Genomic DNA, 21,456 nt, shown 5'->3' on the forward strand with positions numbered 1-21,456 from the left:
GCTGACCTGATTGGTGATGTCGCTGGCGAACTTGACCACCTTGTACAGGCGGCCTTTGCCATCGAAGATCGGATTATAGGAAGCCTCCAGGTACACCGTCTGGCCTTGCTTGTTGACCCGTTCGAAGCGGTGGGAGTGATACTCGCCCCGGTTGAGCGATGCCCAGAACTCCCGGTACTGGGGCGATTCACGCTCATGGGGCAGGCAGAACAACCCGTGATGACGCCCCGTGACCTCCTCCAGGCGATAGCCCATGGTGTCGAGGAAGTTCTGGTTGGCGGTGATCACCCGCCCTTCGGGGGTGAACTCGATCACCGCCATCGAGCGACCGATGGCCTTGAGCAGGCTTTCGCTCTCATGCTCTTCGTTGACCCTGCGGGTGATGTCGGCCGCGACCTTGATCACGCTGGTAACCTGCTGTTGATCATCGAGCACTGGCATGTAGCTCGCCTCCAGCCACACCTCGCGCCCGGACTTGTCGATACGTTCGAACGTACCGCTGATCGCCTTGCCCTGCCCCAGCTCATGCCATAGCTGCTGGTACTCGGCGCTCTTGGCATAGGTTGGGTCGCAGAACAGACGGTGGTGCTTGCCGCGGATCTCATCGGCGCTGTAGCCCATCGTTGCGCAGAAGTGGTCGTTGGCGTCGAGGATGGTGCCATCCGGGGCGAACTCGATCATCGCCATGGAGCGACTGATCGCGGCCAACTTGGCTTCCATGCCTGCCAGTGCCTGGCGGCTACGCTGAATCTCGATCAGGTCGGACTTGCGATGGTACTCGAACATGCGCCGGGCCTCCTTGTGCGCGCAGGGGTTTCCTGAGCATAGATGGGCCCCGCCGCCATGCAAGCGATCTGATATCACCTTGTGATTAGGCGGTTTCGAAGGCGACTTCGACCGTATCCACGTCCGGTCAGGTGCTTTCCCGCACCACCAACCCGAAGCCCATGTCCTGCTGCTGCTCAACGACCCGCTTGCCGTCGAGCAGACTCAACAGCGCCTGCGCGGCAGTGCGCCCCACAGCGGCCCTTGGCGTACGGATCGAGGTCAGGCGCGGCACCATGTGCGCCGAAGCCGGCAGGTCGTTGAAGCCGACCATCGCCACCTGCCGCGGAACCTCGACACCTTGGCGCAATGCCTGGAGCACCGCGCCCTGAGCCAGGTCATCGTTGCAGAAGAACAGGCCGTCGACATCCGGTGCCTTGGCCAGCAAACGGCTGAACAGCTCGCCACCAAGGCCGATCGATGAGGGTTGTGGGTCCAGCATCTCCAGCTCCGGTGCCTGCAAGCCGGCCTCCGTCAACGCCTGGCGAAACCCCTCGGCGCGCTGCATCACCCGCGGATCGAGCTGCGCCGCGATGAAGCCCAGGCGCCTGCGGCCACGCTCAATGAGGTGGCGAGCGGCGGCGCGACCCGCCTGCTGCTGCGAAAACCCCACCGACAGCGCGCCCGGCTCCCCGCCAAGCTCCATCATGTGGACACAGGGCACGCCGCTGGCTGCGAGCATCTGCCGCGAAGCATCGCTGCGCTCGAAACCGGTCAGCAGGATGCCGCAGGGCTGGTAGGCGAGGTAGTTGCGGATCAGGTTCTCTTCCTCGGCGCTGTCGTAGTGATAGTTGCCGATCAGCACCTCCAACCCGCGAGGACGCATCACGTCGTGAATCGCCTCCAGCGTGTCGATGAACAGTTGGTTGGACAGCGATGGAATCAATACCACCACCGACTGGCTGCGTGCCGATGCCAGGGCACGGGCGGCCGGGTTGGCCACGTACCCCAGGCTCGCTGCGGCGGCAATGACCTTTTCCACCAACTCCGGTGCAACCGTGCTGACGCCGCGCAGCGCGCGCGAAGCGGTAATGGGAGAAACCCCTGAAAGCCTGGCGACTTCGGCCAGAGTGGGACGACCTGTGGTGCGGGAGCCGGTGCGGGTCATGAATGTTGTAATTTTACTACTTGCAAGAAGTGGGAACGGTCACTAAGGTAGCGCTGTCTCAGGACGCAGGCAACGTAATAATTGCCGCAGCATCCATACTGCGTATCACAAGATCAATAACACCCGGGAGGGTGGCGCTTGCACCACTGCTCGTCGAGAGCAAGACAGCGCTGTCTTACCCCGCAGGAGGTACCGATGAACCTTTCCCCTTGCGCCATCGTGGTCATGGGCGTGGCAGGCTGCGGCAAAAGCTGCGTCGGCCAGGCCGTTGCTGCGCGTAGCGGTGGACGCCTGATCGAGGGCGACGCCTTCCACCCTGCCGAAAACATCCAGAAGATGAGCGCCGGCATTCCCCTGGACGACAACGACCGTGCCGGTTGGCTGGTACGCCTGGGCGAAGAGCTGCAGGCCATTCTCCAGGCCGGCGAACGCCCGATCCTCACCTGCTCGGCGCTCAAGCGCCGCTACCGCGACACTCTGCGCCAAGCCGTGCCAGGCTTGGGCTTCGTCTTTCTCGAATTGAGCCCTGAAGAGGCCGAGAAACGCGTGCTCGCACGCCCCGGCCACTTCATGCCGGCAAGCCTCATCACCAGCCAGTTCGCGACCCTCGAATCGCCGCGTGGCGAACCGCTCACGCTGGCGCTGGACGCCACGCGTCCGATCGAAGCACTTGCCGAATCCGTGCACGACTGGCTAAAGCCCTGCGGTGACCGGCACCTGGCGCGAACTGCCTGATCCGGCGGTTTTCCGGCTCACCAAAGACAGCGCTGTCCCGACGCCTGCGGGCGTCAAAAGTTCACTCAAGTTTCGCCATTACAACAACGACAAGACCGAGGCATAGACACCATGTTCGGACTGGCTACTGATACCTACCTGCTGCTCGACGCGCTCGTTACCATCGTCGGGCTCATCCTGCTGATCACCCATTTCAAGGTCCACCCCTTCGTCGCACTGACCCTGGCCGCAGGCTTCCTGGGCCTGACCTCCGGCATGCCGGTGGCCAAGGTCATGAAATCGTTCCAGGACGGCTTCGGCGGCGTGCTCGGCTTTGTCGGCATCGTCCTGGCGCTGGGGACCATGCTCGGCAAGCTGATGGCCGACTCCGGCGGCGCCGACCAGATCGCACAGACGCTGATCCGAGCCTTCGGCAAGCAGAAAGTGCATTGGGCGATGATGTTCGCCGCTTTCCTGGTGGGCATCCCACTGTTCTTCGAGATCGGCTTCGTGCTGTTGATCCCGCTGGTATTCATCGTCGCACGCCGCTCCGGGGTGTCGCTGGTGAAGATCGGCATCCCGCTGCTGGCAGGGCTCTCGGTGGTGCATGGCCTGGTGCCGCCGCACCCTGGGCCATTGCTGGCGATCGGCATTTTCCACGCCGATATCGGCAAGACCATCTTCTACGGCCTGCTGGTGGCGCTGCCTACTGCAGTCATCGCCGGGCCGCTGTTCGGTAACTTCATCTCCCGCTACATTCCGGGCAACCCGTCCCAGGAGCTGATGGACCAGATCGCCCGTGACTCCGACCAGAAAAACCTGCCCAGCTTCACCATCACGCTGGTCACCGTGCTGCTGCCAGTAGCGCTCATGTTGCTCAAGACCTTCGCCGACGTGGTGCTGCCCACCGACCATATCGTGCGTCAGTGGATGGACCTGATCGGCCACCCCATCACCGCGCTGCTCGCCGCCTTGCTCCTGGCGTTCTACACCTTCGGTTCGGCCCGCGGCTTCAGCCGCCAGCAGATCATGAAGATGCTCGACCAGAGCCTGGCGCCCACCGCGGCGATCGTGCTGATCGTCGGTGCAGGCGGCGGCTTCAAGCAGATGCTGGTGGACACCGGCGTTGGCAACGTGATCGGACAGATGGCCGTGCAGGCTCAAATTTCACCCATCATGCTGGCCTGGCTGGTGGCGGCGGTGATCCGCATCGCAACAGGTTCGGCAACCGTGGCGACCATCACCGGCGCCGGTATCGTCGCGCCGGTGATCGAACTGGTGCCGGGGGTGAACCGTGAGCTGCTGGTACTGGCCACCGGCGCCGGCTCGCTGATTCTGTCCCACGTCAACGACGCCGGGTTCTGGCTGGTCAAGCAGTACTTCAACATGACCGTGGCCGAGACCTTCAAGACCTGGAGCATGATGGAAACCATCCTGTCCGTGGTCGGCATCATCTTCATCATGCTGCTGTCGATGGTGGTGTGACCGTCGGTCGGGGTGATGGCACCTTGCTGAGCAGGACGGGGCCCAAGAGAAAGATGCCCCTGTCCTGCGCAAAGGAGTTTGCCCCATGAAGCGATCCCTGACCCGTACCTGCCTGCTCGCCGCCCTGCTCTGCTCACCACTGGCCATGGCGGTTGGCACCGGCACCACTTACCCGGACGATCCGCATAACCCCGCGCCACAGCCTGGTGTAGACAGCACCCTCAACCCGGTTGAAAAACCCATGCCGCGCGATACCGACCCGCGGATCCAGGGCAACGACCCGGAAAGCCCGCCGGCCCGGCAGAACGACAACCGCGACCTGCCCGGCATGGACGGCAGCGGCTCGGAGGGTAATGGTGGCCAGGGCGGCAGTGGCAAGCCCTGACGGTCACCACTGCCGCTTGTCAGGCCTGCTCAACCCCAGCTTTTCGATCTTGTAGCGGAGCATGCCGCGTGACGGCCCCAGCAAGCGTGCCGACTTGGTGACATTCCGGTCGGTGCGCTCAAGGCTTCGGTAGACCCTGTCGCGCTCCATGTCGGGCAGGCTGGCTCCAGCCTCGGGGCGTTGGGGTTCGTAGACAGCGTGATGAGCCATGAAGCGGCTGCAAGGTGTGCTTGAGCCCCAGCATGACCGGCGGTATTGCCTGACCGCCAACGCGCGCTCTATCCGGTCGGGAAAGGCCCTGATCAGCGCCCCATTACCTCCACCACCCAGTCGATGAACACCCGCAACCGCGCGCCCACATGTCGATTCGGCGGATAAGCGACGTACAACGGCATCGGCTCCAACTGCCAATCTTCGAGCACCCGCACCAGCGCACCGCTGGCCAGTGGCGCGCGGGCCATGTAGTCCGGCAGCCACAGCACCCCAAGCCCAGCCACCCCGGCCGCCAGGTAGGCGTTGCCATCGTCCACCGCCAGCACCTGGGTGCCGCGGACCTGCAGCCGCTCGGTGCCGCGAACGAGGGCATAGGGCAGCGGTTTGCCGGTACGTGCCCAGAGAAAACCTACCGTACGGTGGTCAGAACCCTCCAGGTCCGAAGGGTGGGCAGGGGTGCCAAGGCGTTCGAGGTAAGCCGGCGCCGCATACACCCCCAACTGCAGGTCGGCAACCTTGCGCGCCATCAGCGACTGGTCCAGCAGTTCGCCTCCGCGCACCACGCAATCGACATGCTCGCCAATGATGTCGACGATACGATCGCTGACGCCCATGTCGATCTGGATGTCCGGGTAGCGGGCATGGAAGTCCGGCAGCGCCGGCACCAGCACCAGGCTTGCCAACGGGCTCGGTACATCGACCCGCAACTTGCCACGCGGCAGGCCGGCAGCGCCGCTGAGGCTACTCTCCGCATCCTCGAGCTCCGCCAACAGGCGCAACACCCGCTGGTAGAACTGCTCGCCATCGCGGGTCACGCTCACTTTGCGCGTGGTACGGTTGAGCAGGCGCACGCGCAGGCGGGTTTCCAACTGCTGTACCAGCTGGGTCACACTGGTGCGGCTCATGTGCAGCGTCTCTGCAGCCTTGGTGAAGCTGCCCGCCTCTACCACCCGGGCAAAGGCACGCATTGCGTCGAACCGGTCCATCAGCGCCTCGATTGTTTGGAATCAACAAACAATGATAACCAGACTCGCACGTTTATCGGACAGGTCTGGGCTCGTACAGTCGCCCAATCACCCCCTGATGGAGAAAACACCATGAACCAACGCGACGTTGTATTCCCTGCTGGCCGTCAGGCCCTGTACGACATCAATCACTACTCCCCCGCCGTGCGCAGCAATGGCTTGCTGTTCGTCTCCGGGCAAGTTGGCAGCCGCGAGGACGGCTCACCCGAACCGGGCCTGGAAAACCAGGTGCGCCGGGCCTTCGCCAACCTCGAGGCGATTCTCGCCGCCGCCGGTTGCAGCTTCGCTGACGTGCAGGACGTGACCCTGTTCATCGTCGACCCACAAGACAAGTTCCAGATCATCTGGGACTTGGTGCGCGCTGAATTCTGGGGGCCAGCACCTTACCCAACGGTGACGGCTGTCGGGGTAACCTGGTTGTACGGCTTCGATTTCGAGATCAAGGTGGTGGCGCGGTTGCCGCAGTGATGTAGGGAGGCAGATGGCCCTATCGCGGGACAAGCCCGCTCCTACAAAAGCGCCGCAACTGCTGAATACTGCAGTGTCACTTATGGGAGCGGCGGTTCGGCGCCCCGACTTGTCCCGCGATAGGGCCATCTGCCTCCACAACGATTAAGACAGTCACATTCCCCTGCTCTACTCCCCTCACGCGGCCCGCAGCCTGCGAGCTCGGACGAAATGCGCATCACGCCCTTTCGATATGCGGCAAGTGAAGGCACAATGCGTGTCCTTTTTTTGGCCGGCCTGGCCGGGGGCCTTTGAAATGATCAAGACGCCGTACTACCTCATCGACAAAACCAAGCTGCTGGGCAACCTGGAGAAGATCGCCTACGTGCGCGAACACTCCGGCGCCAAGGCCTTGCTCGCCCTCAAGTGCTTCGCCACCTGGTCGGTATTCGACCTGATGGAGCAGTACATGGACGGCACCACCTCCTCCTCGCTCTACGAGCTCAAGCTCGGCCGCCAGAAGTTCGCTGGCGAGACCCACGCCTACAGCGTGGCCTGGGCCGACGATGAGGTCGAGGAAATGCTGGAGAACTGCGACAAGATCATCTTCAACTCCATCGGCCAGCTCCAGCGCTTCGCCGAGCAGTCCGAAGGCAAGACCCGCGGCCTGCGCGTCAACCCGCAGGTAAGCAGCTCCGACTACCTGCTGGCCGACCCGGCGCGTCCGTTCAGCCGCCTGGGCGAATGGGATCCGGAAAAGATCGAAAAGGTGATCGGCACGATCTCCGGCTTCATGTTCCACAACAATTGCGAAAACGGTGATTTCAGCCTGTTCGACAAGATGCTCTCGCACATCGAAGAGCGCTTCGGCCATTTGCTGCACCAGGTCCAGTGGGTCAGCCTCGGCGGCGGCATCCACTTCACCGGCGAAGGCTATGCACTCGACGCGTTCTGCGCCCGCCTGAAAGGCTTCTCCGAGAAGTACGGCGTGCAGGTCTACCTGGAGCCCGGTGAAGCAGCGATCACCAACAGCGCCTCGCTGGAAGTCACCGTGCTCGACACGCTCTACAACGGCAAGCACCTGGCCGTGGTCGACAGCTCCATCGAAGCGCACATGCTCGACCTGCTGATCTACCGCCTCAACGCCAAGATGGCCCCCAACGACGGCGAGCACACCTACATGGTCTGCGGCAAGTCGTGCCTGGCCGGCGACATCTTCGGCGAGTACCAATTCGATCGTCCTCTGGCCATCGGCGATCGCCTGTCGTTCATCGACGCGGCGGGTTACACGATGGTCAAGAAGAACTGGTTCAACGGTCTGAAGATGCCGGCCATCGTCGTCAAACAGCTCGACGGCAGCGTCGAGGTCAAGCGCGAGTTCGGTTTCGAAGACTACGTTTCCAGCCTGTCGTAAGACCGGCTTTCAGTAAGGAGCAAGGGATAAATTGAAGAAGAACGTTCTTATCATTGGTGCAGGAGGTGTCGCCAAGGTGGTGGCCCACAAGTGCGCACAGCATAACGACGAACTCGGTCGTATTGCGATTGCGTCACGGAACATCTCCAAATGCCAGGCCATCATCGACAGCGTCAAGGCCAAGGGTAGCCTCAAGGTACCCGCAGACATCCAGGCCTTCTCGCTCAACGCCCTCGATGTCGAGGCGACCAAGGCACTGATCCGCGAGACCGAATCGCAGATCGTGGTCAACGTCGGTTCCGCCTTCCTCAACATGTCGGTGCTGCGTGCCTGCATCGATACCGGTGTCGCCTATCTCGATACCGCGATTCACGAAGAACCGGGCAAGATCTGCGAAACCCCGCCCTGGTATGGCAACTACGAGTGGAAGCATCTCGAGGAGTGCCAGCAGAAGAACATTACCGCCATTCTCGGTGTCGGCTTCGACCCGGGTGTGGTGAACAGCTACGCGAAACTCGCGCAGCAGCAGTATTTCGACCGCATTGATTCGATCGACATTCTCGACGTCAATGCCGGTTCCCACGGCAAGTACTTCGCCACCAACTTCGACCCGGAAATCAACTTCCGCGAGTTCACCGGGCAAGTATGGAGCTGGCAGAACAGCCAGTGGACCAGCAACTCCATGTTCGAGGTCAAGCGCACCGACGACCTCCCGGTGGTGGGTTCGCAGAACCTCTACCTGACCGGTCACGATGAAGTACATTCGATCTCGAAGAACCTGAACGTACCCAATGTGCGTTTCTGGATGAGCTTCGGCGAACACTACATCAACGTGTTCACCGTGCTGAAGAACCTCGGCCTGCTCTCCGAGCAACCGGTCAAGACCGCCGAAGGCCTTGAAGTCGTGCCGCTGAAAGTGGTCAAGGCCGTACTGCCCGATCCAGCATCCCTGGCTCCGGGCTACACCGGCAAGACCTGCATCGGCGATCTGGTCAAGGGCACCAAGGACGGCCAGGCACGCGAAGTGTTCATCTACAACGTCGCCGACCACGAAGAAGCCTACGCCGAGACCGACAGCCAGGGCATCTCCTACACCGCTGGCGTGCCGCCAGTGGCCGCAGCCCTGCTGGTCGCCCGCGGCGAGTGGGATGCCGGGCGCATGGTCAACGTCGAGGAACTGGCCGCCGAGCCGTTCCTCAAGGCGCTGGACGTGATGGGCCTGCCGACCCGCGTCAAGGATGAAAAAGGCGATCGTCCATGGGACGCTGAAGCCTAAGCAGCAAAAAGAAGGGGCGCCCGTTGGCGCCCCTTCTGCATTTCACCCCTGGCGCCCAACCGCCACGCACTTGATCTCCACCAGCAGCCCGTCATGGGCCAGCTCGCTAACACCGACACAGGTCCAGGGGCAGGTACCCCGTGGGAACAGCTCGTCCTTCACCGCACGAAACACCGCCATGTGCTCTCGCAAGCCGACATGATAAGTGGTCAGTTCCACCACATCCGCAAAATCACAACCGGCGGCCGTCAGCACGTCCCTCAGGTTTTCCCACGCCGCGTGAAACTGCTGCCGCGGGTCGGCAATGACCTGCAGGTCCGCCGTACGCCCCACCTGACCGGCCAGATACAACGTATTACCGACCTTCAAGGCCGGCAGATAACCGGCACGTTCGGCAAGTTTCTGCTGGGAAGCGGGAATGATCGGAGTGCGGTCGCTCATTGAGGATGTCCAGTGCTTGAGAGTGGACGCATCTTAGCAAGCGAACGCGAAAGCGAGCTGCGGCATGGCGGCACGCTTTCGAGACGGTAGCTCCGCATCTGGCGGCCCCGCACCAGGGCCGCCAACCGCCGGGCTCAGCCCGCTGGCGAAGTCAGAGGCTGCAGCTGCAGCACTTCATTGGTGTAGTCCCACTCCTCCTGCACCTTGTCAGGATGCTCGTTCAACTTGAGCCCGTAGCTTGGGATGATCTGGTGCAGCTTCTCCTGCCAGGGTGGTGAAGCGACCTTGTCCTTGAACACCTTGCGCAGCAGGTCGAGCATGATCGGTGGCGCGGTCGAGGCGCCCGGCGAGGCACCCAGCAGGCCGGCAATGGTGCCGTCGGCAGAGGTCACGACCTCGGTGCCAAGCTTGAGCACCCCGCCCTGCTCAGGGTCGTTCTTGATGATCTGTACGCGCTGTCCAGCCTGCCACAGGCGCCAGTCTTCTTTCTTGGCATGGGGGAAGTAGGTCTGCAGCGCAGCGAAGCGGTCGTCGTCCGACTGCATGACCTGGCCGATCAGGTACTGCACCAGGTCGAACTCGCGGACCCCGACACGTACCATCGGCCAACTGTTGTGTAGCGTCATGCTGCCGAACAGGTCGAGCAGCGAGCCTTCCTTGAGAAACTTGGTCGAGAAGGTTGCAAAGGGCCCGAACAGAATCACCCGCTTGCCATCGAGCACTCGCGTATCCAGATGCGGCACCGACATCGGCGGCGCCCCCGTCGAGGCGATGCCATAAGCCTTGGCCATGTGGCGCTCGGCAATGGCAGCGTTCTCGGTCACCAGGAACGATCCCCCCACCGGGAAACCTGCGTACTCCTTCGCCTCGGGGATGCCTGACTTCTGCAACAGAGGCAGCGCCGCGCCACCGGCACCGATGAACAGGAACTTGGCATCGGTGGCCGACGTGCTGCCATCCTTGAGGTTCTTATATTCCACATGCCACGAGCCGTCGTCGTTGCGGGTGATGTCCTGCACTTCGCTGGAGAGCTTGAGGTCGAAGTTGGGGCGGGTCTGCAGGTACGTCACGTACTGACGGGTGATCTCGCCGAAATTGACGTCTGTGCCGATCGGCGTCCAGGTCACCGCAAGCTTCTGGTTCGGGTCGCGCCCCTCCATCATCAACGGCACCCACTTGGCGATTTGTGCGTTGTCTTCCGAATACTGCATGGGCTTGAACAGCGGGCTGGCCTGCAGCGCCTCGTAGCGCTTGCGCAGGAAACGGATATTGTCATCGCCCCAGACAAAGCTCATGTGCGGCGTGGCGTTGATGAACGAACGTGGGTTCTTCAGTACCCCCTGCTTGACCTGCCAGGCGAGAAACTGCCGGGTGACCTGAAACGACTCGTTGATCTCCACCGCCTTGCTGATGTCGATCTTGCCGTCCTTTTCAGGGGTGTAGTTCAGCTCGGCCAGCGCCGAATGCCCGGTACCGGCGTTGTTCCAACCGTTTGAGCTTTCCTCGGCGACCTTGTCCAGCCGCTCGATCATCTCCATCGACCAACCGGGCTCGAGCTCGTTGAGCCACACGGCCAGCGTGGAGCTCATGATCCCGCCGCCCACCAGCAGCACATCGACCCGCTTGCTCTCGGCGGCCTGTACGGCCGTGAGGCCAAAGGCCAAGGCCAGGCCCGCAAGGGCCGGTTTGAATGCGATTCCTCTGTTCATGTGCTCCCTCCGTCGAGGCACCGCTGGCCCCGATCCTGTCCGTGAATGTGCCTTGCCCCTGGTCCGAGTGTTCGTGCCTGTGGCGTACGAAATCCCAGGCAAGCTTAGCTGAGTGATTCACTCAGGTTAGCCGCTCGCGCATTCAGGCTGTGGTGGTGGAACCGAGGTCAAGCGGTCAGGCAACTTCAAGAAGCCTCTTGCAACTCGACCGCTCCGCAAATACTGTATGAAAAACCAGTATCTCGAGACATCCCCATGCAACTCATCGCCAAGCTCGGCATTCTCGCCGACGCCGCCAAATACGATGCCTCGTGCGCCAGCAGCGGCGCGCCCAAGCGCAGTTCGCGAGGGCGTGACGGGCTTGGCGCCACCGATGGCATGGGCATCTGCCACAGCTACACCCCTGACGGGCGCTGCGTATCGCTGCTCAAGGTGTTGCTCACCAACTTTTGCCTGTACGACTGCCAGTACTGCGTCAATCGCCGCTCCAGCAACGTGCCGCGCGCACGCTTCAGCCCCGAGGAAGTGGTGCGTCTGACCCTCGACTTCTACCGGCGCAACTGCATCAGCGGGCTGTTCCTGAGCTCGGGCATCATCCGCTCGGCCGACTACACCATGGAGCAGTTGAACCGCGTTGCCAGGCTGCTGCGCGAAGAGCACGGTTTCCGAGGCTACATCCACCTCAAGACCATTCCCGACGCCGACCCGCTGCTGATCGAAGAAGCCGGGCGCCTGGCCGACCGGCTGAGCGTCAACGTCGAGCTGCCCACCGAGGCCAGCCTCAAGCGCCTGGCGCCGGAAAAACAGGCACACACCATCCGCCAGGCCATGGGCGTGATTCACCAGGGCCAGCAGGCCGTGGCCGGCGAACCGCGGGCGCCGCGTTTCACGCCAGCCGGCCAGAGCACCCAGGTAATCGTCGGTGCCGATGCCACCGACGACCGCACCCTGCTGCGCAACGCCGAATCGCTGTACCAGGGCTATGGCCTCAAGCGCGTGTACTACTCCGCCTTCAGCCCGATCCCGGACAGCCCGAACAGCGTGCCCCTGGCCGCACCGCCGCTGCTGCGCGAGCACCGCCTGTACCAGGCCGACTTCCTGATGCGTGGCTACGGCTACAAGGCCGGCGAGCTGCTCGGCCAGGCCGGTAACCTGGCGTTGGACATCGACCCCAAGCTGGCCTGGGCCCTGGCCAACCGCGAGGTCTTTCCGCTGGACCTGAACCGCGCCGAGCCCGCCCTGCTCGCCCGTATTCCCGGTATCGGCCTGCGCAGCGTACAGCGGCTGGTGGCGCTGCGACGCGAGCGGCGGATCCGCTACGACGACCTGATCCAACTGCGCTGCGTGCTGGAAAAAGCCCGGCCGTTCATCGTCACCAGCGATTACCGTCCAGCCCAGGCCGAACTGCGCAGCGGCATGCTGCGCCAACGCCTGCGCGAACCGCAGGCACCGGTGCAGATGGGGCTATGGGCATGATCGCGCTGGATTGCGACGACCTGTTCGGCACCTGGCGCGACCAGGCGCGGGTGCTGCTCGGCCATGGCATCGACCCGGCCGAGGTGACCTGGGGCCAGGGGCCGATGGACGACCTGCTGGCCATCCCCACGCCTTTACCACAAGGGCCCGGCCCCTTCCGTGCGCGGGTGCCCGCGGCCCTGCTGGCACAGCTTGAGCAGGCCGCTCGCTATCGCGGCGAACAACGCTGGAACCTGCTGTACGAAGTCCTCTGGCGTGTCGCCCATGGAGATCGCACCGCAATGCTCGCCGGCGACCGCCTGGGCAGCGAGTTGCAGCGGCGTATCAAGCAGGTCTCCCGCGAGGCGCATCACCTGCACGCCTTCGTGCGCTTCGTGCCGTTGCCGGAAGCGGTCGCCGAGCGCCTGCAACTGGACCTGGTGGCCTACCACGAACCTGCCCATGACATCCTTGAAAGCGCCAGTGGCCATTTTGCCGACCGCCTCGGGCGCCAGCGCTGGCTGATCGCAACGCCCACCGATGGCATACGCTTCGACGGCAGCGAGCTCGACTACCGTCGGCAATGTCCGCGTGAATGGGTGGACTGGGCGCGCCATGCCGAAGATCCCGGCGCCGAGCTGTGGCGTACCTACTACCGCTCCACCTTCAACCCGGCGCGGCTGAACCCTGATGCCCTGCGCCTGCACATGCCGGGGCGTTTCTGGCGCCACCTGCCCGAGGGCATGCTCATTCCCCAGCTCGAAGGTTTGGCGCGCCAAGGCAAGCAACGTGACGGGCAGGCACTGGAGGTTGGCTTGCAACGTGGCAAGCGGGTCGGGCGCTGAGCGCCGTTGTTGCCTACACTTTCGCTGATTGCCTCTGATTTCCGGGAGCCACCATGGACGATTCCAGCCAAGGCAAGCCACCCACCTTCTGGCAGATGCTGCACAGCATCCTGGCTGCCGCCTTCGGCGTGCAGAGCGGCAAGAACCGCGCGCGCGACTTCACCCACGGCAAGGCCAGCCACTTCATCGTGATGGGGGTGATGTTCACCCTGGTGTTCATCCTGGTGCTGGTGGGGCTGGTGCAGTTGGCGATGCATCTGACGGGGCGGTGAAACAATCATTTGACGCGCGCAGGCCAGAACGCACCCGCCCGCGGAATTCCCTCCCGCGGGCGGCTCAGGTTGCAGTTCACGGTCTGAAGTTTGCGTTACTGATGGCTGACCCAGTACACAGCGGTCACGACAACCAGCACGATCAGGCACAGGATCGCCCAGGCGTCGACACTGCTGTCAGGCTTGCGGAGCTTGGTCGGGTTTCCCATTGCATTGCCTCTTGTAGTGGTTATGGGAATGCACGTCACACCAGCAGTTAAGTCCAGCAATGCCCTTTGCTCAAGCAGGGTCTTTCAATAATCGACGGGTGACGTCAGGAACGGGTAGCGATAGTCGGTGCCCCGCCCCTCTGCGCTGTAGCGGCGGAAGTCGACGTCATAGCCTTTGCGGGCGCTCAGTTCCAGCCAGCGCTGCGCCTTCGCCGCATCGATGGCCTGCAGCACTGGCAGGCGGTACAGGTGTTGCCCGTCACGGTCCATCGCCAGGCCCCGGGCGTCGTCATGCAGCATCACCATGGCCCAGCCACCCAGGCTGAAATGCCCGCCCATGAGCACGCTCAGCCGCCCATCCACGCGAGCCTGCAAGGCCTCCGGCGAACTGTTGACCGCGCTGAACAATACATCGCGCCCCGGCACCAGGCCAACCGCCTCGAACGCCTGCATTGCACCGAACGCCATCTGGTCGTTCGCCGACCACACCAGGCGCACCCGCGGATAGCGCTGCAGCAGCAACTTGGCCTGCTCGAAGGCCCGTTGGCGGCTCCAGCCGCCATACACCAGCTGGCGCAAGCGTACGTGCGGAAACTCGGCCAACGCCCGCCGCATGCCTTGCTCGCGCAGTTGCGAAGCAGGCGTGGTGCTGATGCCGGAAAACGCCAGCAGCTCGATCGGTTCGCCTGTTCGGGGCAGGCTGGCGACCAGGTCGTGCAGCATCTGGTAACCCGCCTGTTCGTCATTGCCGACCAGTGAGCCGAGCAGCGGCGCGTACTTGCCCGGCTGTGCCTGAATCGCCTCGACCTGTCCCTCGGTCAGGCCGTTGTTGACCAACAACAGCTTGACCCCGCTGCCCTGCGACAGGCGCATGATCTCTGGCGCCACATACTGCTCGTTGACCAGCACCAGGTAGTCGGGCTTGTGCTCGCCCTGCAGGACCGCCCGCGCCTGCTCCAGTTGCCGCTCGGCCTGGCGCTCGCCGTACTCCACGCGCAGATCCATGCCCAGGTCGTCGGCCGCCGCTTGCATGAAACGCGAATAGCCAACCCAGAACGTCTCATCGGACAACCCGGGATTGAGAAAAACCACCGAAGCGGCTTGGGCGCTTGCCACCAGCGGCAGACCCAGGCACAGGCTGCGGCACAGCGTCCTGATGACCATGCGAGACATCCCTGCAAAAGCAAAGGATACAGTATAACGGCGCATGGCCATCCCGGATAAATAGCAGCCAGTCTCACTTAGTCCAAATGGTTCTTTTCATATGCAAAAACATCACTTTAGCGCATAAATACAACCTGTTATCGTTCCCCCGCTCCGACCCGGAGTGCGCGGCCGTGCGCGCGATTAGCTGCATGCAGCCTGAGACAGGACTTTTATGTACGTATACGACGAGTACGATCAGCGGATCATCGAGGACCGCGTCAAGCAGTTCCGTGATCAGACCCGCCGCTACCTGGCCGGTGAGCTGAGCGAAGAAGAATTCCGCCCTCTGCGCCTGCAGAACGGCCTCTACATCCAACGTTTCGCCCCGATGCTGCGCGTCGCCGTGCCCTACGGCCAGTTGAACGCGCGCCAGGTCCGCATGCTGGCCAAGATCGCCCGCGACTACGACAAGGGCTACGCGCACATCTCCACCCGCCAGAACGTGCAGTTCAACTGGCCTGCACTGGAAGACATCCCGGACATCCTGGCTGAACTTGCCACCGTGCAGATGCACGCGATCCAGACCAGCGGCAACTGCCTGCGCAACACCACCACCGACCAGTTTGCCGGCGTTGCCGCAGACGAGCTGATCGATCCACGCCCCTGGTGTGAGATCGTCCGTCAGTGGACCACCTTCCACCCGGAATTCGCCTACCTGCCGCGCAAGTTCAAGATTGCGATCAACGGTTCGAAGGAAGACCGCGCAGCCATCGAAGTGCACGACATCGGCCTTGAGCCTGTGCGCAACGAAGCCGGCGAGCTGGGCTTCCGCGTGCTGGTCGGTGGCGGCCTGGGCCGCACGCCGGTGGTCGGCTCGTTCATCAATGAGTTCCTGCCCTGGCAGGACCTGATCAGCTACCTCGACGCCATCCTGCGCGTGTACAACCGTTACGGCCGTCGTGACAACAAGTACAAGGCGCGGATCAAGATCCTGGTCAAGGCCCTGACGCCAGAAGTGTTCGCCGAGAAGGTAGAGGCCGAAATGGCCCACCTGCGTGGCGGCAACAGCACCCTGACCGAAGCAGAAGTCCAGCGCGTCTCGCGTCACTTCATCGACCCCGAGTACCAGGCCCTCGACAATGTCGACTACAGCGCCCTGGACCAGGAGCACCCAGGGTTCGCCCGCTGGCGTTCGCGCAACACCCGTGCGCACAAAAAGCCTGGCTATGTGGCCGTGACCCTCTCGCTCAAACCTACCGGTGTCGCTCCAGGCGACCTGACCGACAAGCAGCTCGATGCCGTGGCCGACCTCGCCGAGCGCTACAGTTTCGGCTTCCTGCGCACCTCGCACGAGCAGAACATCATTCTCGCCGACGTCGAGCAGCGCCAGCTGCACGCGCTGTGGCTGGAACTGCGTGAAGGTGGTTTCGCCACACCGAACATCGGCCTGCTGACCGACATCATCTGCTGCCCAGGCGGCGACTTCTGCTCCCTGGCCAACGCCAAGTCGATCCCGATCGCCGAGTCCATCCAGCGCCGCTTCGACGACCTGGACTACCTGTTCGACATCGGCGAGCTCGACCTCAACATTTCCGGCTGCATGAACGCCTGCGGCCACCACCACGTGGGCCACATCGGCATCCTCGGCGTGGACAAGAAAGGTGAGGAGTTCTACCAGGTGTCGCTGGGCGGCAACGCCGCGCGCGATGCGAGCCTGGGCAAGATTCTCGGCCCCTCCTTCGCCCAGGACGACATGGCTGACGTGATCGAGAAGCTGATCAACGTGTACGTCGAGCAGCGCAACGAAGACGAGCGCTTCATCGACACCTACCAGCGTATCGGCATCGACCCATTCAAGGAACGCGTCTATGCAGCGAATCATTAAGAACAACCAGCTCATCGACGAAACCTGGCACCTGCTGCCCAAGGAAACCTCGTTCGACGAGCTGACCAACTGCGACGACTACATCGTTCCACTGCAGCTGTGGCGCGACCATGCCCATGCCCTCAAGGCCCGCGACGGCGGCCTGGGCGTGTGGCTGGACAGTGACGAAGAAGCCGAGGAAATCGGCGAGGACGTCCAGCACTTCCAGGTCATCGCCCTGAACTTCCCGGCCTTCACCGACGGGCGCAACTACTCCAATGCGCGCCTGCTGCGTGATCGCTACCAGTACAAGGGCGAGCTGCGCGCCATTGGCGACGTACTGCGCGACCAACTGTTCTACATGGCCCGCTGCGGCTTCGATGCCTTCGCCATCCGTGCCGACAAGGACCCGGAAGACGCGTTGCAGAGCCTGAAGGACTTCTCGGTCACCTACCAGGGTGCCACCGACGAGCCGCTGCCGCTGTTCCGCCGCCGCTGATCGCCGCCTGCTGTAACGAACGGCCCGCCTTCTGGCGGGCCGTTTCGTTTGCGCGTTTTTTTCTAATGTTGGGTGCTGGCCTGCCGATATCACTGGTGTACCCGTATCTCTATTCGGCAGGATGCTAATGAATCCGATAACAGCTGCACAGCGCCTGGCCCCGGTCCTGACTGCCCCGCAACCGGCCCCGGCCAGCGCCAGCAACCCGACCGGCATCGCCAGTGTCTCGGCAGTCCCGAGCACCAGCGTGATTCTCGGCCAGAGCAACACCATCAGCGATTCCGAGACCTACTCGCGCCAGGGTCTGCTGCCAGGCCAGGTCCGTTATGTCTGGGAAAAGGACAGCCAGGACAAGCTCGCCACCACGCTGCAGACCGCCTTCCAGTCGTCCAGCAGCGCGGGCCGCTTCAAAGGCATTGGTGCGGCCTTGATCGAACAGCTCGCACAGAACGGCGGCAAGAACATTTCGCAGTCGGTGTTCGCCTTCAGCGACGACTCTCCAATCGACCCTGGCGTGCTCAAGCTGCAGCAGCAGCGCCTGCGCGAGAATCCCGACAGCGGCGTCACCTTCAGCCTGACCACCGCTTCCGGCGCGACCATTCGGTTGTCGCTGGCCAGTAGCGAAAAGGGCCTTGCGGTGAGCGCCGAAGTCGAAGGCGGCTCGCTCAGCAGCGAAGAACTCAAGGGCCTGGGCAACCTCGCCGACTCCTTCCAATCCACCATCGATGGTCTCAACGAGGTGCCACCCCAGCTCAAGCTCGGCGCACTGGTCAAGCTCGATCCGAAGCTGTTCAGCGCCTTGCAGATAAACAGCAAGTTCGAATCCCTGAGCGGCGAGCAGACGTTCTCCCTGAGCCTCGATGACAAGGCGCGCAGCCTCAGCCTGCAGGGCCCGTCCGGCCAGGTGCAACTGAGCCTGGACACCCAGGACGCCGAGCTGCTGGGCAAGTCGGCGCAGCGCAAGGCGGCGATCGACAACTACCTGACCCAGTTCGACGCCGCCCAGCGCCGTGGCCGTGGCGACGAGAACCTGATGAACCTGTTCAAGAACGCGTTCACCCAGCTCAACAGCATTGACGACAATCGCCAACCTGCGGTGCAAAGCCCGACGGCCCTGAACGACAAGGACCGTGCCCTGCTCAGCGGCCTGGCCGACTTCAGCGCCTCGATCAGCGAAACCACACGCAGAAGCAACCCGATGCGCCTGGACGAAACCGACAGTTTCACCTTCAGCACCTCGCAGAGCACCACGGTCAAGAGCCGCGGCCTGCAGGACCGGTCGGTGGAGCAGAACCAGCAGAGCAAACTCACCGCCTCGTTCCACCGCGGCCTCAATCCGCTGACCAACCTGGTGCTGGGCAGCGACCGCGAGTCGCAGAACTACAGCTACCACCTGATCGACGACCAGGCCAGCAGCACCACCCGCCTGGCCTATGACAAAGGCCAACTGGTGGAAGCCAGCGCGACCCAGCAGGCGAGCCAGAAAGAGCGAATCCTCACCTATGTCGATGGCGACCTGAAAAGCGACGTGACCACGCCCAAGGCAGTGACCCAGTCGCGCAACGTGCTGAACCTGCTCAAGGATGCATTCGAGCAGGACCGCATCGCCCAGCGCGATCGCGGTGTGTCGCTGCTCGAGGGGCTGCTGCAATCGCAGCGCAGCCGCTGGTTGCTGCAGACCGATCCGTCGAAGATCGCGGCCTGACAAAGGACCTGTGGGGGCGGCGAACCGCCGCCGCCACAGGGACTGAGTCAAGCTCAGAGAAGGCTTACCCCCTCACCCCCAGCATCCCGCGATCGACGATGAAGTCGATCACCGCCTGCAACCCGTCACCCTTCTTCAGGTTGCTGAACGTCCAGGGTCGCTCGGGGCGCATGCGGTTGGTGTCGCGCTCCATCACTTCCAGCGAAGCACCGACATAAGGTGCAAGGTCGGTCTTGTTGATCACCAGGAAGTCCGACTTGGTGATGCCCGGCCCGCCCTTGCGCGGGATCTTCTCGCCTTCGGCCACGTCGATCACGTAGATGGTCAGGTCGGCCAGTTCCGGGCTGAAAGTCGCGCTCAGGTTATCGCCACCACTCTCGACGAAGATCACCTCCAGGTTACCGAACTTGCGCGCCAGCGCTTCTACCGCCGCCAGGTTCATCGAGGCGTCTTCGCGAATCGCGGTGTGCGGGCAGCCGCCGGTCTCGACACCGACGATACGCTCCGGCTCCAGGGCCCCGGCCTCGGTGAGGATGCGCTGGTCCTCCTTGGTGTAGATATCGTTGGTCACCACGGCGATGTGGTAATGATCACGCATGGCCTTGCACAGGGCCTCGAGCAGCGCGGTCTTGCCGGAGCCGACCGGGCCGCCGACACCGACGCGCAGGGGTTGCTGATAGCTTTGCATGTTGGCAGTCCTCAGGAACGGAACAAACGGGTGTATTGGGTTTCGTGTCGTGACGAGGCGATGGCCAGCAGCGGCAGGCCGCCGCCCAGTTCGTCATCCCCCAGGGTCAAAGCCTGGTCGAGCACAGCGGGCAACTCGGCGCCCAAGTCGCGCAGCAAGGTCTGGGCCGCCTGCTGGCCGAATGGCACCAGCTTGACCCCGGCCATGACGGCGCCTTCCAGCCATGCGAAGCCATGGCCCAGGGCCAAGTCGCGCAGCGGGATCGACCAGTGCGCGCCCAGCCAGGCCATGCCGCCAAGCTGGGATAGCTCGATGCTCTCACGCCAGGCCGGCGCCTGGGCCAGTTGCCAGCCATCGAGCAGCCGCGCCAGGGCGCTGCCCCGCTGGCGCTCTTCAAGCCGCAGCTCGGCCGTCTCGCGGTTGGCCAGCAGAAATTGGGTCCAGCGTGCGAAGGCCTCGGCATCATCGTCCTGGCATGCGCGGTAGAGGCGCGCCAGCAACGGCCAGTCGAGACAGCCCAGGGTGTCGTGCAACTGCTCACGCTGCCAGGCACAAAAGCCGGCCGTGTCACGCACCCAACCGGCCTCGACGGCCCACTCCAGGCCTTGCGAGTAGGTGAAACCACCCACCGGCAGGCCCGGACTCGCCAGTTGCAGCAGACGCAACAGCGCCAGGTCGCTGCTCATCAGCCGGCCAGCACGAACGCGGCGCCGGCCAGCAAGCCACCACCGAATAGCTTCTGCAGCTTGCTGTGGCGGCGCAGCAGGCAGCCAACGCCGAACCCGACCACCAGCAGCAGCGCACTGACGGTGACGAAGCCTGCACTGAACAGCCAGAACGCGCTGGGCGTCGCTTCAACGCCGTGGGCCCAGCCATGGAACAGGGCGAACACCGGCATGGCCAGGGCCAGCAGCACCTGGCGGTTGGGCAGCAGCATGGCGCAGGCGGCCACCACCAGCGAAATGGAGATCATGGTTTCGACACCGACCAGGTCACCGAACAGATGCCCCAGCACCGCGCCGCCGAACATCGCCGAGAGCGTGGCCAGGGGCAAGCTCAGGTTGCGTCGGGTCAGCGCGGCCAATACGCCGGTACCCAGCAGCATGAGCAGGTGGTCCAGGCCTGTCAGCGGGTGCAACAGACCATCCTGCAGCGGGTTGTTGTCGTGGCCGGGGTGGGCGAAGGCTGGCAAGGCAATCATCAATAACGCGAGGGCGAGGGCTTTTTTCATTGTGTGCTCCAAGGCAGTTCGGAAGGATTACAGGCGAACGAAGGGATGATCGTGGGCGTGGCCATGAGGGGCGCTCTGGTAGGCGCCAGCCTCCGGCTCGAATGGCGCATGCTCGATCAGCACCTCAAGGCCCAGGCCGCGCACCATTTCGTCCAGCACATGATCATGCTGGTAGCGCAAAAAGCCGGCCTCGATCTGCAACGGCACATGGCGATTGCCCAGGTGATAGGCCGCACGCGCCAGCAACAACGGATCGGCGCAGCGCACTGTGGACACACGCTCCGGTGCCGCCAGCACCTGCACCAGATGCTGGCCATCGGCATCGGCGAGCAGTTCGCCACCGCGCAGCAGATGGCCGCGCTCAAGCATCAGGCCGGCTTCGCGGCCATCGTCGAGGGTCACGCGCAGGCGGCTCTTGATTCGGCTGTCCACATCCAGGGTGACAGTACCGGTGACCGAGGCAGCCTCGACGACACGGCGGGTCAGGACAATCATGCTTG

The 21,456-nt window shown here is 63.4% G+C and carries 21 protein-coding genes and 2 pseudogenes; 12 read left to right on the forward strand and 11 right to left on the reverse strand.

The window, feature by feature from the left end:
- Positions 1 to 3: 3 nt before the first annotated feature.
- Positions 4 to 786 (reverse strand): annotated as a pseudogene (locus tag APH44_RS30590) (PAS domain-containing protein); the annotation flags it as partial.
- 127 nt (positions 787 to 913) lie between these two features.
- Positions 914 to 1,933 carry a LacI family DNA-binding transcriptional regulator gene (locus APH44_RS00580; RefSeq protein ID WP_054890741.1) on the reverse strand — a complete coding sequence of 340 codons (1,020 nt, stop codon included), beginning with the start codon at positions 1,931 to 1,933 and terminating at the stop codon, positions 914 to 916.
- Between the two features lie 195 nt (positions 1,934 to 2,128).
- On the opposite strand from APH44_RS00580, the gene APH44_RS00585 reads away from it, so the two are divergent.
- The 3 genes from APH44_RS00585 (at position 2,129) to APH44_RS00595 (ending at position 4,517) form a co-directional block, all read left to right on the forward strand.
- Complete coding sequence (locus tag APH44_RS00585) at positions 2,129 to 2,668, forward strand: gluconokinase (RefSeq protein ID WP_054890742.1); 540 nt, start codon at positions 2,129 to 2,131, stop codon at positions 2,666 to 2,668.
- 111 nt (positions 2,669 to 2,779) lie between these two features.
- Positions 2,780 to 4,132 carry a GntP family permease gene (locus tag APH44_RS00590; protein WP_054890743.1) on the forward strand — a complete coding sequence of 451 codons (1,353 nt, stop codon included), beginning with the start codon at positions 2,780 to 2,782 and terminating at the stop codon, positions 4,130 to 4,132.
- Between the two features lie 85 nt (positions 4,133 to 4,217).
- Entirely contained in the window at positions 4,218 to 4,517 is a 300-nt protein-coding gene (locus APH44_RS00595; protein WP_054890744.1) for a hypothetical protein, read from the forward strand.
- Between the two features lie 3 nt (positions 4,518 to 4,520).
- Here the strand turns inward: APH44_RS00595 and APH44_RS28860 are convergent.
- Both APH44_RS28860 and APH44_RS00600 read right to left on the reverse strand, forming a co-directional pair.
- A pseudogene (locus tag APH44_RS28860) lies at positions 4,521 to 4,715 on the reverse strand (helix-turn-helix domain-containing protein); the annotation flags it as partial.
- A 104-nt stretch (positions 4,716 to 4,819) separates the two neighbouring features.
- On the reverse strand, positions 4,820 to 5,716 hold the full coding sequence (locus APH44_RS00600; protein ID WP_054890745.1) for a LysR family transcriptional regulator: 897 nt from the start codon (positions 5,714 to 5,716) through the stop codon (positions 4,820 to 4,822).
- 111 nt (positions 5,717 to 5,827) lie between these two features.
- On the opposite strand from APH44_RS00600, the gene APH44_RS00605 reads away from it, so the two are divergent.
- The 3 genes from APH44_RS00605 to APH44_RS00615 all read left to right on the forward strand — a co-directional run bounded on the left by APH44_RS00605 (position 5,828) and on the right by APH44_RS00615 (position 8,892).
- On the forward strand, positions 5,828 to 6,223 hold the full coding sequence (locus tag APH44_RS00605) for a RidA family protein (RefSeq protein WP_054890746.1): 396 nt from the start codon (positions 5,828 to 5,830) through the stop codon (positions 6,221 to 6,223).
- Positions 6,224 to 6,518: 295 nt separating this feature from the next.
- Positions 6,519 to 7,616 carry a carboxynorspermidine decarboxylase gene (locus APH44_RS00610; RefSeq protein WP_054890747.1) on the forward strand — a complete coding sequence of 366 codons (1,098 nt, stop codon included), beginning with the start codon at positions 6,519 to 6,521 and terminating at the stop codon, positions 7,614 to 7,616.
- Positions 7,617 to 7,647: 31 nt separating this feature from the next.
- Positions 7,648 to 8,892 (forward strand): saccharopine dehydrogenase family protein, encoded by a 1,245-nt coding sequence (locus tag APH44_RS00615; protein WP_054890748.1) that lies wholly within the window; start codon positions 7,648 to 7,650, stop codon positions 8,890 to 8,892.
- Positions 8,893 to 8,934: 42 nt separating this feature from the next.
- Here APH44_RS00615 and APH44_RS00620 read toward each other — a convergent pair whose 3' ends face one another.
- A complete protein-coding gene (locus APH44_RS00620; RefSeq protein ID WP_054890749.1) occupies positions 8,935 to 9,333 on the reverse strand; it encodes a RidA family protein in 399 nt (132 codons plus the stop codon).
- A gap of 134 nt (positions 9,334 to 9,467) precedes the next feature.
- Positions 9,468 to 11,042, reverse strand: a complete 1,575-nt coding sequence (gene mqo, locus APH44_RS00625; RefSeq protein ID WP_054890750.1) for a malate dehydrogenase (quinone) — start codon at positions 11,040 to 11,042, stop codon at positions 9,468 to 9,470.
- Between the two features lie 255 nt (positions 11,043 to 11,297).
- Here mqo and APH44_RS00630 point away from each other — a divergent pair, with 255 nt between their 5' ends.
- The 3 genes from APH44_RS00630 to APH44_RS00640 are packed head-to-tail and all read left to right on the forward strand — an operon-like array spanning position 11,298 to position 13,614.
- A complete protein-coding gene (locus tag APH44_RS00630; RefSeq protein WP_054890751.1) occupies positions 11,298 to 12,518 on the forward strand; it encodes a putative DNA modification/repair radical SAM protein in 1,221 nt (406 codons plus the stop codon).
- Positions 12,509 to 13,342, forward strand: a complete 834-nt coding sequence (locus tag APH44_RS00635; RefSeq protein WP_054890752.1) for a TIGR03915 family putative DNA repair protein — start codon at positions 12,509 to 12,511, stop codon at positions 13,340 to 13,342. Before APH44_RS00630 ends, APH44_RS00635 begins: the two co-directional genes overlap by 10 nt.
- A 53-nt stretch (positions 13,343 to 13,395) precedes the next feature.
- Positions 13,396 to 13,614, forward strand: coding sequence for a DUF2970 domain-containing protein (locus tag APH44_RS00640; RefSeq protein ID WP_054890753.1), 219 nt, complete (start codon positions 13,396 to 13,398; stop codon positions 13,612 to 13,614).
- A 293-nt stretch (positions 13,615 to 13,907) separates the two neighbouring features.
- On the opposite strand, the gene APH44_RS00645 is transcribed toward APH44_RS00640, so the two are convergent.
- Positions 13,908 to 14,987, reverse strand: coding sequence for an ABC transporter substrate-binding protein (locus APH44_RS00645; RefSeq protein WP_054890754.1), 1,080 nt, complete (start codon positions 14,985 to 14,987; stop codon positions 13,908 to 13,910).
- Between the two features lie 214 nt (positions 14,988 to 15,201).
- On the opposite strand from APH44_RS00645, the gene APH44_RS00650 reads away from it, so the two are divergent.
- The 3 genes from APH44_RS00650 to APH44_RS00660 all read left to right on the forward strand — a co-directional run bounded on the left by APH44_RS00650 (position 15,202) and on the right by APH44_RS00660 (position 19,037).
- Entirely contained in the window at positions 15,202 to 16,854 is a 1,653-nt protein-coding gene (locus APH44_RS00650; RefSeq protein WP_054890755.1) for a nitrite/sulfite reductase, read from the forward strand.
- A complete protein-coding gene (locus APH44_RS00655; RefSeq protein WP_054890756.1) occupies positions 16,838 to 17,332 on the forward strand; it encodes a DUF934 domain-containing protein in 495 nt (164 codons plus the stop codon). Before APH44_RS00650 ends, APH44_RS00655 begins: the two co-directional genes overlap by 17 nt.
- Before the next feature lie 127 nt (positions 17,333 to 17,459).
- Positions 17,460 to 19,037: a hypothetical protein gene (locus APH44_RS00660; protein ID WP_054890757.1), complete on the forward strand. Its 1,578-nt coding sequence runs from the start codon at positions 17,460 to 17,462 to the stop codon at positions 19,035 to 19,037.
- 64 nt (positions 19,038 to 19,101) lie between these two features.
- On the opposite strand, the gene ureG is transcribed toward APH44_RS00660, so the two are convergent.
- Genes ureG through ureE form a run of 4 tightly spaced genes read right to left on the reverse strand, consistent with a single transcriptional unit; the run spans position 19,102 to position 21,451 of the window.
- Complete coding sequence (gene ureG, locus APH44_RS00665; RefSeq protein WP_054890758.1) at positions 19,102 to 19,725, reverse strand: urease accessory protein UreG; 624 nt, start codon at positions 19,723 to 19,725, stop codon at positions 19,102 to 19,104.
- Positions 19,726 to 19,736: 11 nt separating this feature from the next.
- On the reverse strand, positions 19,737 to 20,411 hold the full coding sequence (locus APH44_RS00670; protein ID WP_054890759.1) for an urease accessory protein UreF: 675 nt from the start codon (positions 20,409 to 20,411) through the stop codon (positions 19,737 to 19,739).
- Positions 20,411 to 20,956: a HupE/UreJ family protein gene (locus APH44_RS00675; RefSeq protein WP_054890760.1), complete on the reverse strand. Its 546-nt coding sequence runs from the start codon at positions 20,954 to 20,956 to the stop codon at positions 20,411 to 20,413. Before APH44_RS00675 ends, APH44_RS00670 begins: the two co-directional genes overlap by 1 nt.
- Positions 20,957 to 20,983: 27 nt before the next feature.
- Positions 20,984 to 21,451, reverse strand: a complete 468-nt coding sequence (ureE, locus tag APH44_RS00680; protein WP_054890761.1) for an urease accessory protein UreE — start codon at positions 21,449 to 21,451, stop codon at positions 20,984 to 20,986.
- Positions 21,452 to 21,456: the final 5 nt, after the last annotated feature.

Origin of the sequence: Pseudomonas sp. NBRC 111143, assembly GCF_001320965.1 — a bacterium.
Lineage (GTDB): Bacteria > Pseudomonadota > Gammaproteobacteria > Pseudomonadales > Pseudomonadaceae > Aquipseudomonas > Aquipseudomonas machongensis.

Excerpts from the sequence above, each read along its gene's own strand:
- APH44_RS00580 (WP_054890741.1), bottom strand. The coding sequence starts at position 1,933 with ATGACCCGCACCGGCTCCCGCACCACAGGTCGTCCCACTCTGGCCGAA.
- APH44_RS00585 (WP_054890742.1), top strand. The coding sequence starts at position 2,129 with ATGAACCTTTCCCCTTGCGCCATCGTGGTCATGGGCGTGGCAGGCTGC.
- APH44_RS00590 (WP_054890743.1), top strand. The coding sequence starts at position 2,780 with ATGTTCGGACTGGCTACTGATACCTACCTGCTGCTCGACGCGCTCGTT.
- APH44_RS00595 (WP_054890744.1), top strand. The coding sequence starts at position 4,218 with ATGAAGCGATCCCTGACCCGTACCTGCCTGCTCGCCGCCCTGCTCTGC.
- APH44_RS00600 (WP_054890745.1), bottom strand. The coding sequence starts at position 5,716 with ATGGACCGGTTCGACGCAATGCGTGCCTTTGCCCGGGTGGTAGAGGCG.
- APH44_RS00605 (WP_054890746.1), top strand. The coding sequence starts at position 5,828 with ATGAACCAACGCGACGTTGTATTCCCTGCTGGCCGTCAGGCCCTGTAC.
- APH44_RS00610 (WP_054890747.1), top strand. The coding sequence starts at position 6,519 with ATGATCAAGACGCCGTACTACCTCATCGACAAAACCAAGCTGCTGGGC.
- APH44_RS00620 (WP_054890749.1), bottom strand. The coding sequence starts at position 9,333 with ATGAGCGACCGCACTCCGATCATTCCCGCTTCCCAGCAGAAACTTGCC.
- mqo (WP_054890750.1), bottom strand. The coding sequence starts at position 11,042 with ATGAACAGAGGAATCGCATTCAAACCGGCCCTTGCGGGCCTGGCCTTG.
- APH44_RS00630 (WP_054890751.1), top strand. The coding sequence starts at position 11,298 with ATGCAACTCATCGCCAAGCTCGGCATTCTCGCCGACGCCGCCAAATAC.
- APH44_RS00635 (WP_054890752.1), top strand. The coding sequence starts at position 12,509 with ATGGGCATGATCGCGCTGGATTGCGACGACCTGTTCGGCACCTGGCGC.
- APH44_RS00640 (WP_054890753.1), top strand. The coding sequence starts at position 13,396 with ATGGACGATTCCAGCCAAGGCAAGCCACCCACCTTCTGGCAGATGCTG.
- APH44_RS00645 (WP_054890754.1), bottom strand. The coding sequence starts at position 14,987 with ATGGTCATCAGGACGCTGTGCCGCAGCCTGTGCCTGGGTCTGCCGCTG.
- APH44_RS00650 (WP_054890755.1), top strand. The coding sequence starts at position 15,202 with ATGTACGTATACGACGAGTACGATCAGCGGATCATCGAGGACCGCGTC.
- APH44_RS00655 (WP_054890756.1), top strand. The coding sequence starts at position 16,838 with ATGCAGCGAATCATTAAGAACAACCAGCTCATCGACGAAACCTGGCAC.
- APH44_RS00660 (WP_054890757.1), top strand. The coding sequence starts at position 17,460 with ATGAATCCGATAACAGCTGCACAGCGCCTGGCCCCGGTCCTGACTGCC.
- ureG (WP_054890758.1), bottom strand. The coding sequence starts at position 19,725 with ATGCAAAGCTATCAGCAACCCCTGCGCGTCGGTGTCGGCGGCCCGGTC.
- APH44_RS00670 (WP_054890759.1), bottom strand. The coding sequence starts at position 20,411 with ATGAGCAGCGACCTGGCGCTGTTGCGTCTGCTGCAACTGGCGAGTCCG.
- APH44_RS00675 (WP_054890760.1), bottom strand. The coding sequence starts at position 20,956 with ATGAAAAAAGCCCTCGCCCTCGCGTTATTGATGATTGCCTTGCCAGCC.
- ureE (WP_054890761.1), bottom strand. The coding sequence starts at position 21,451 with ATGATTGTCCTGACCCGCCGTGTCGTCGAGGCTGCCTCGGTCACCGGT.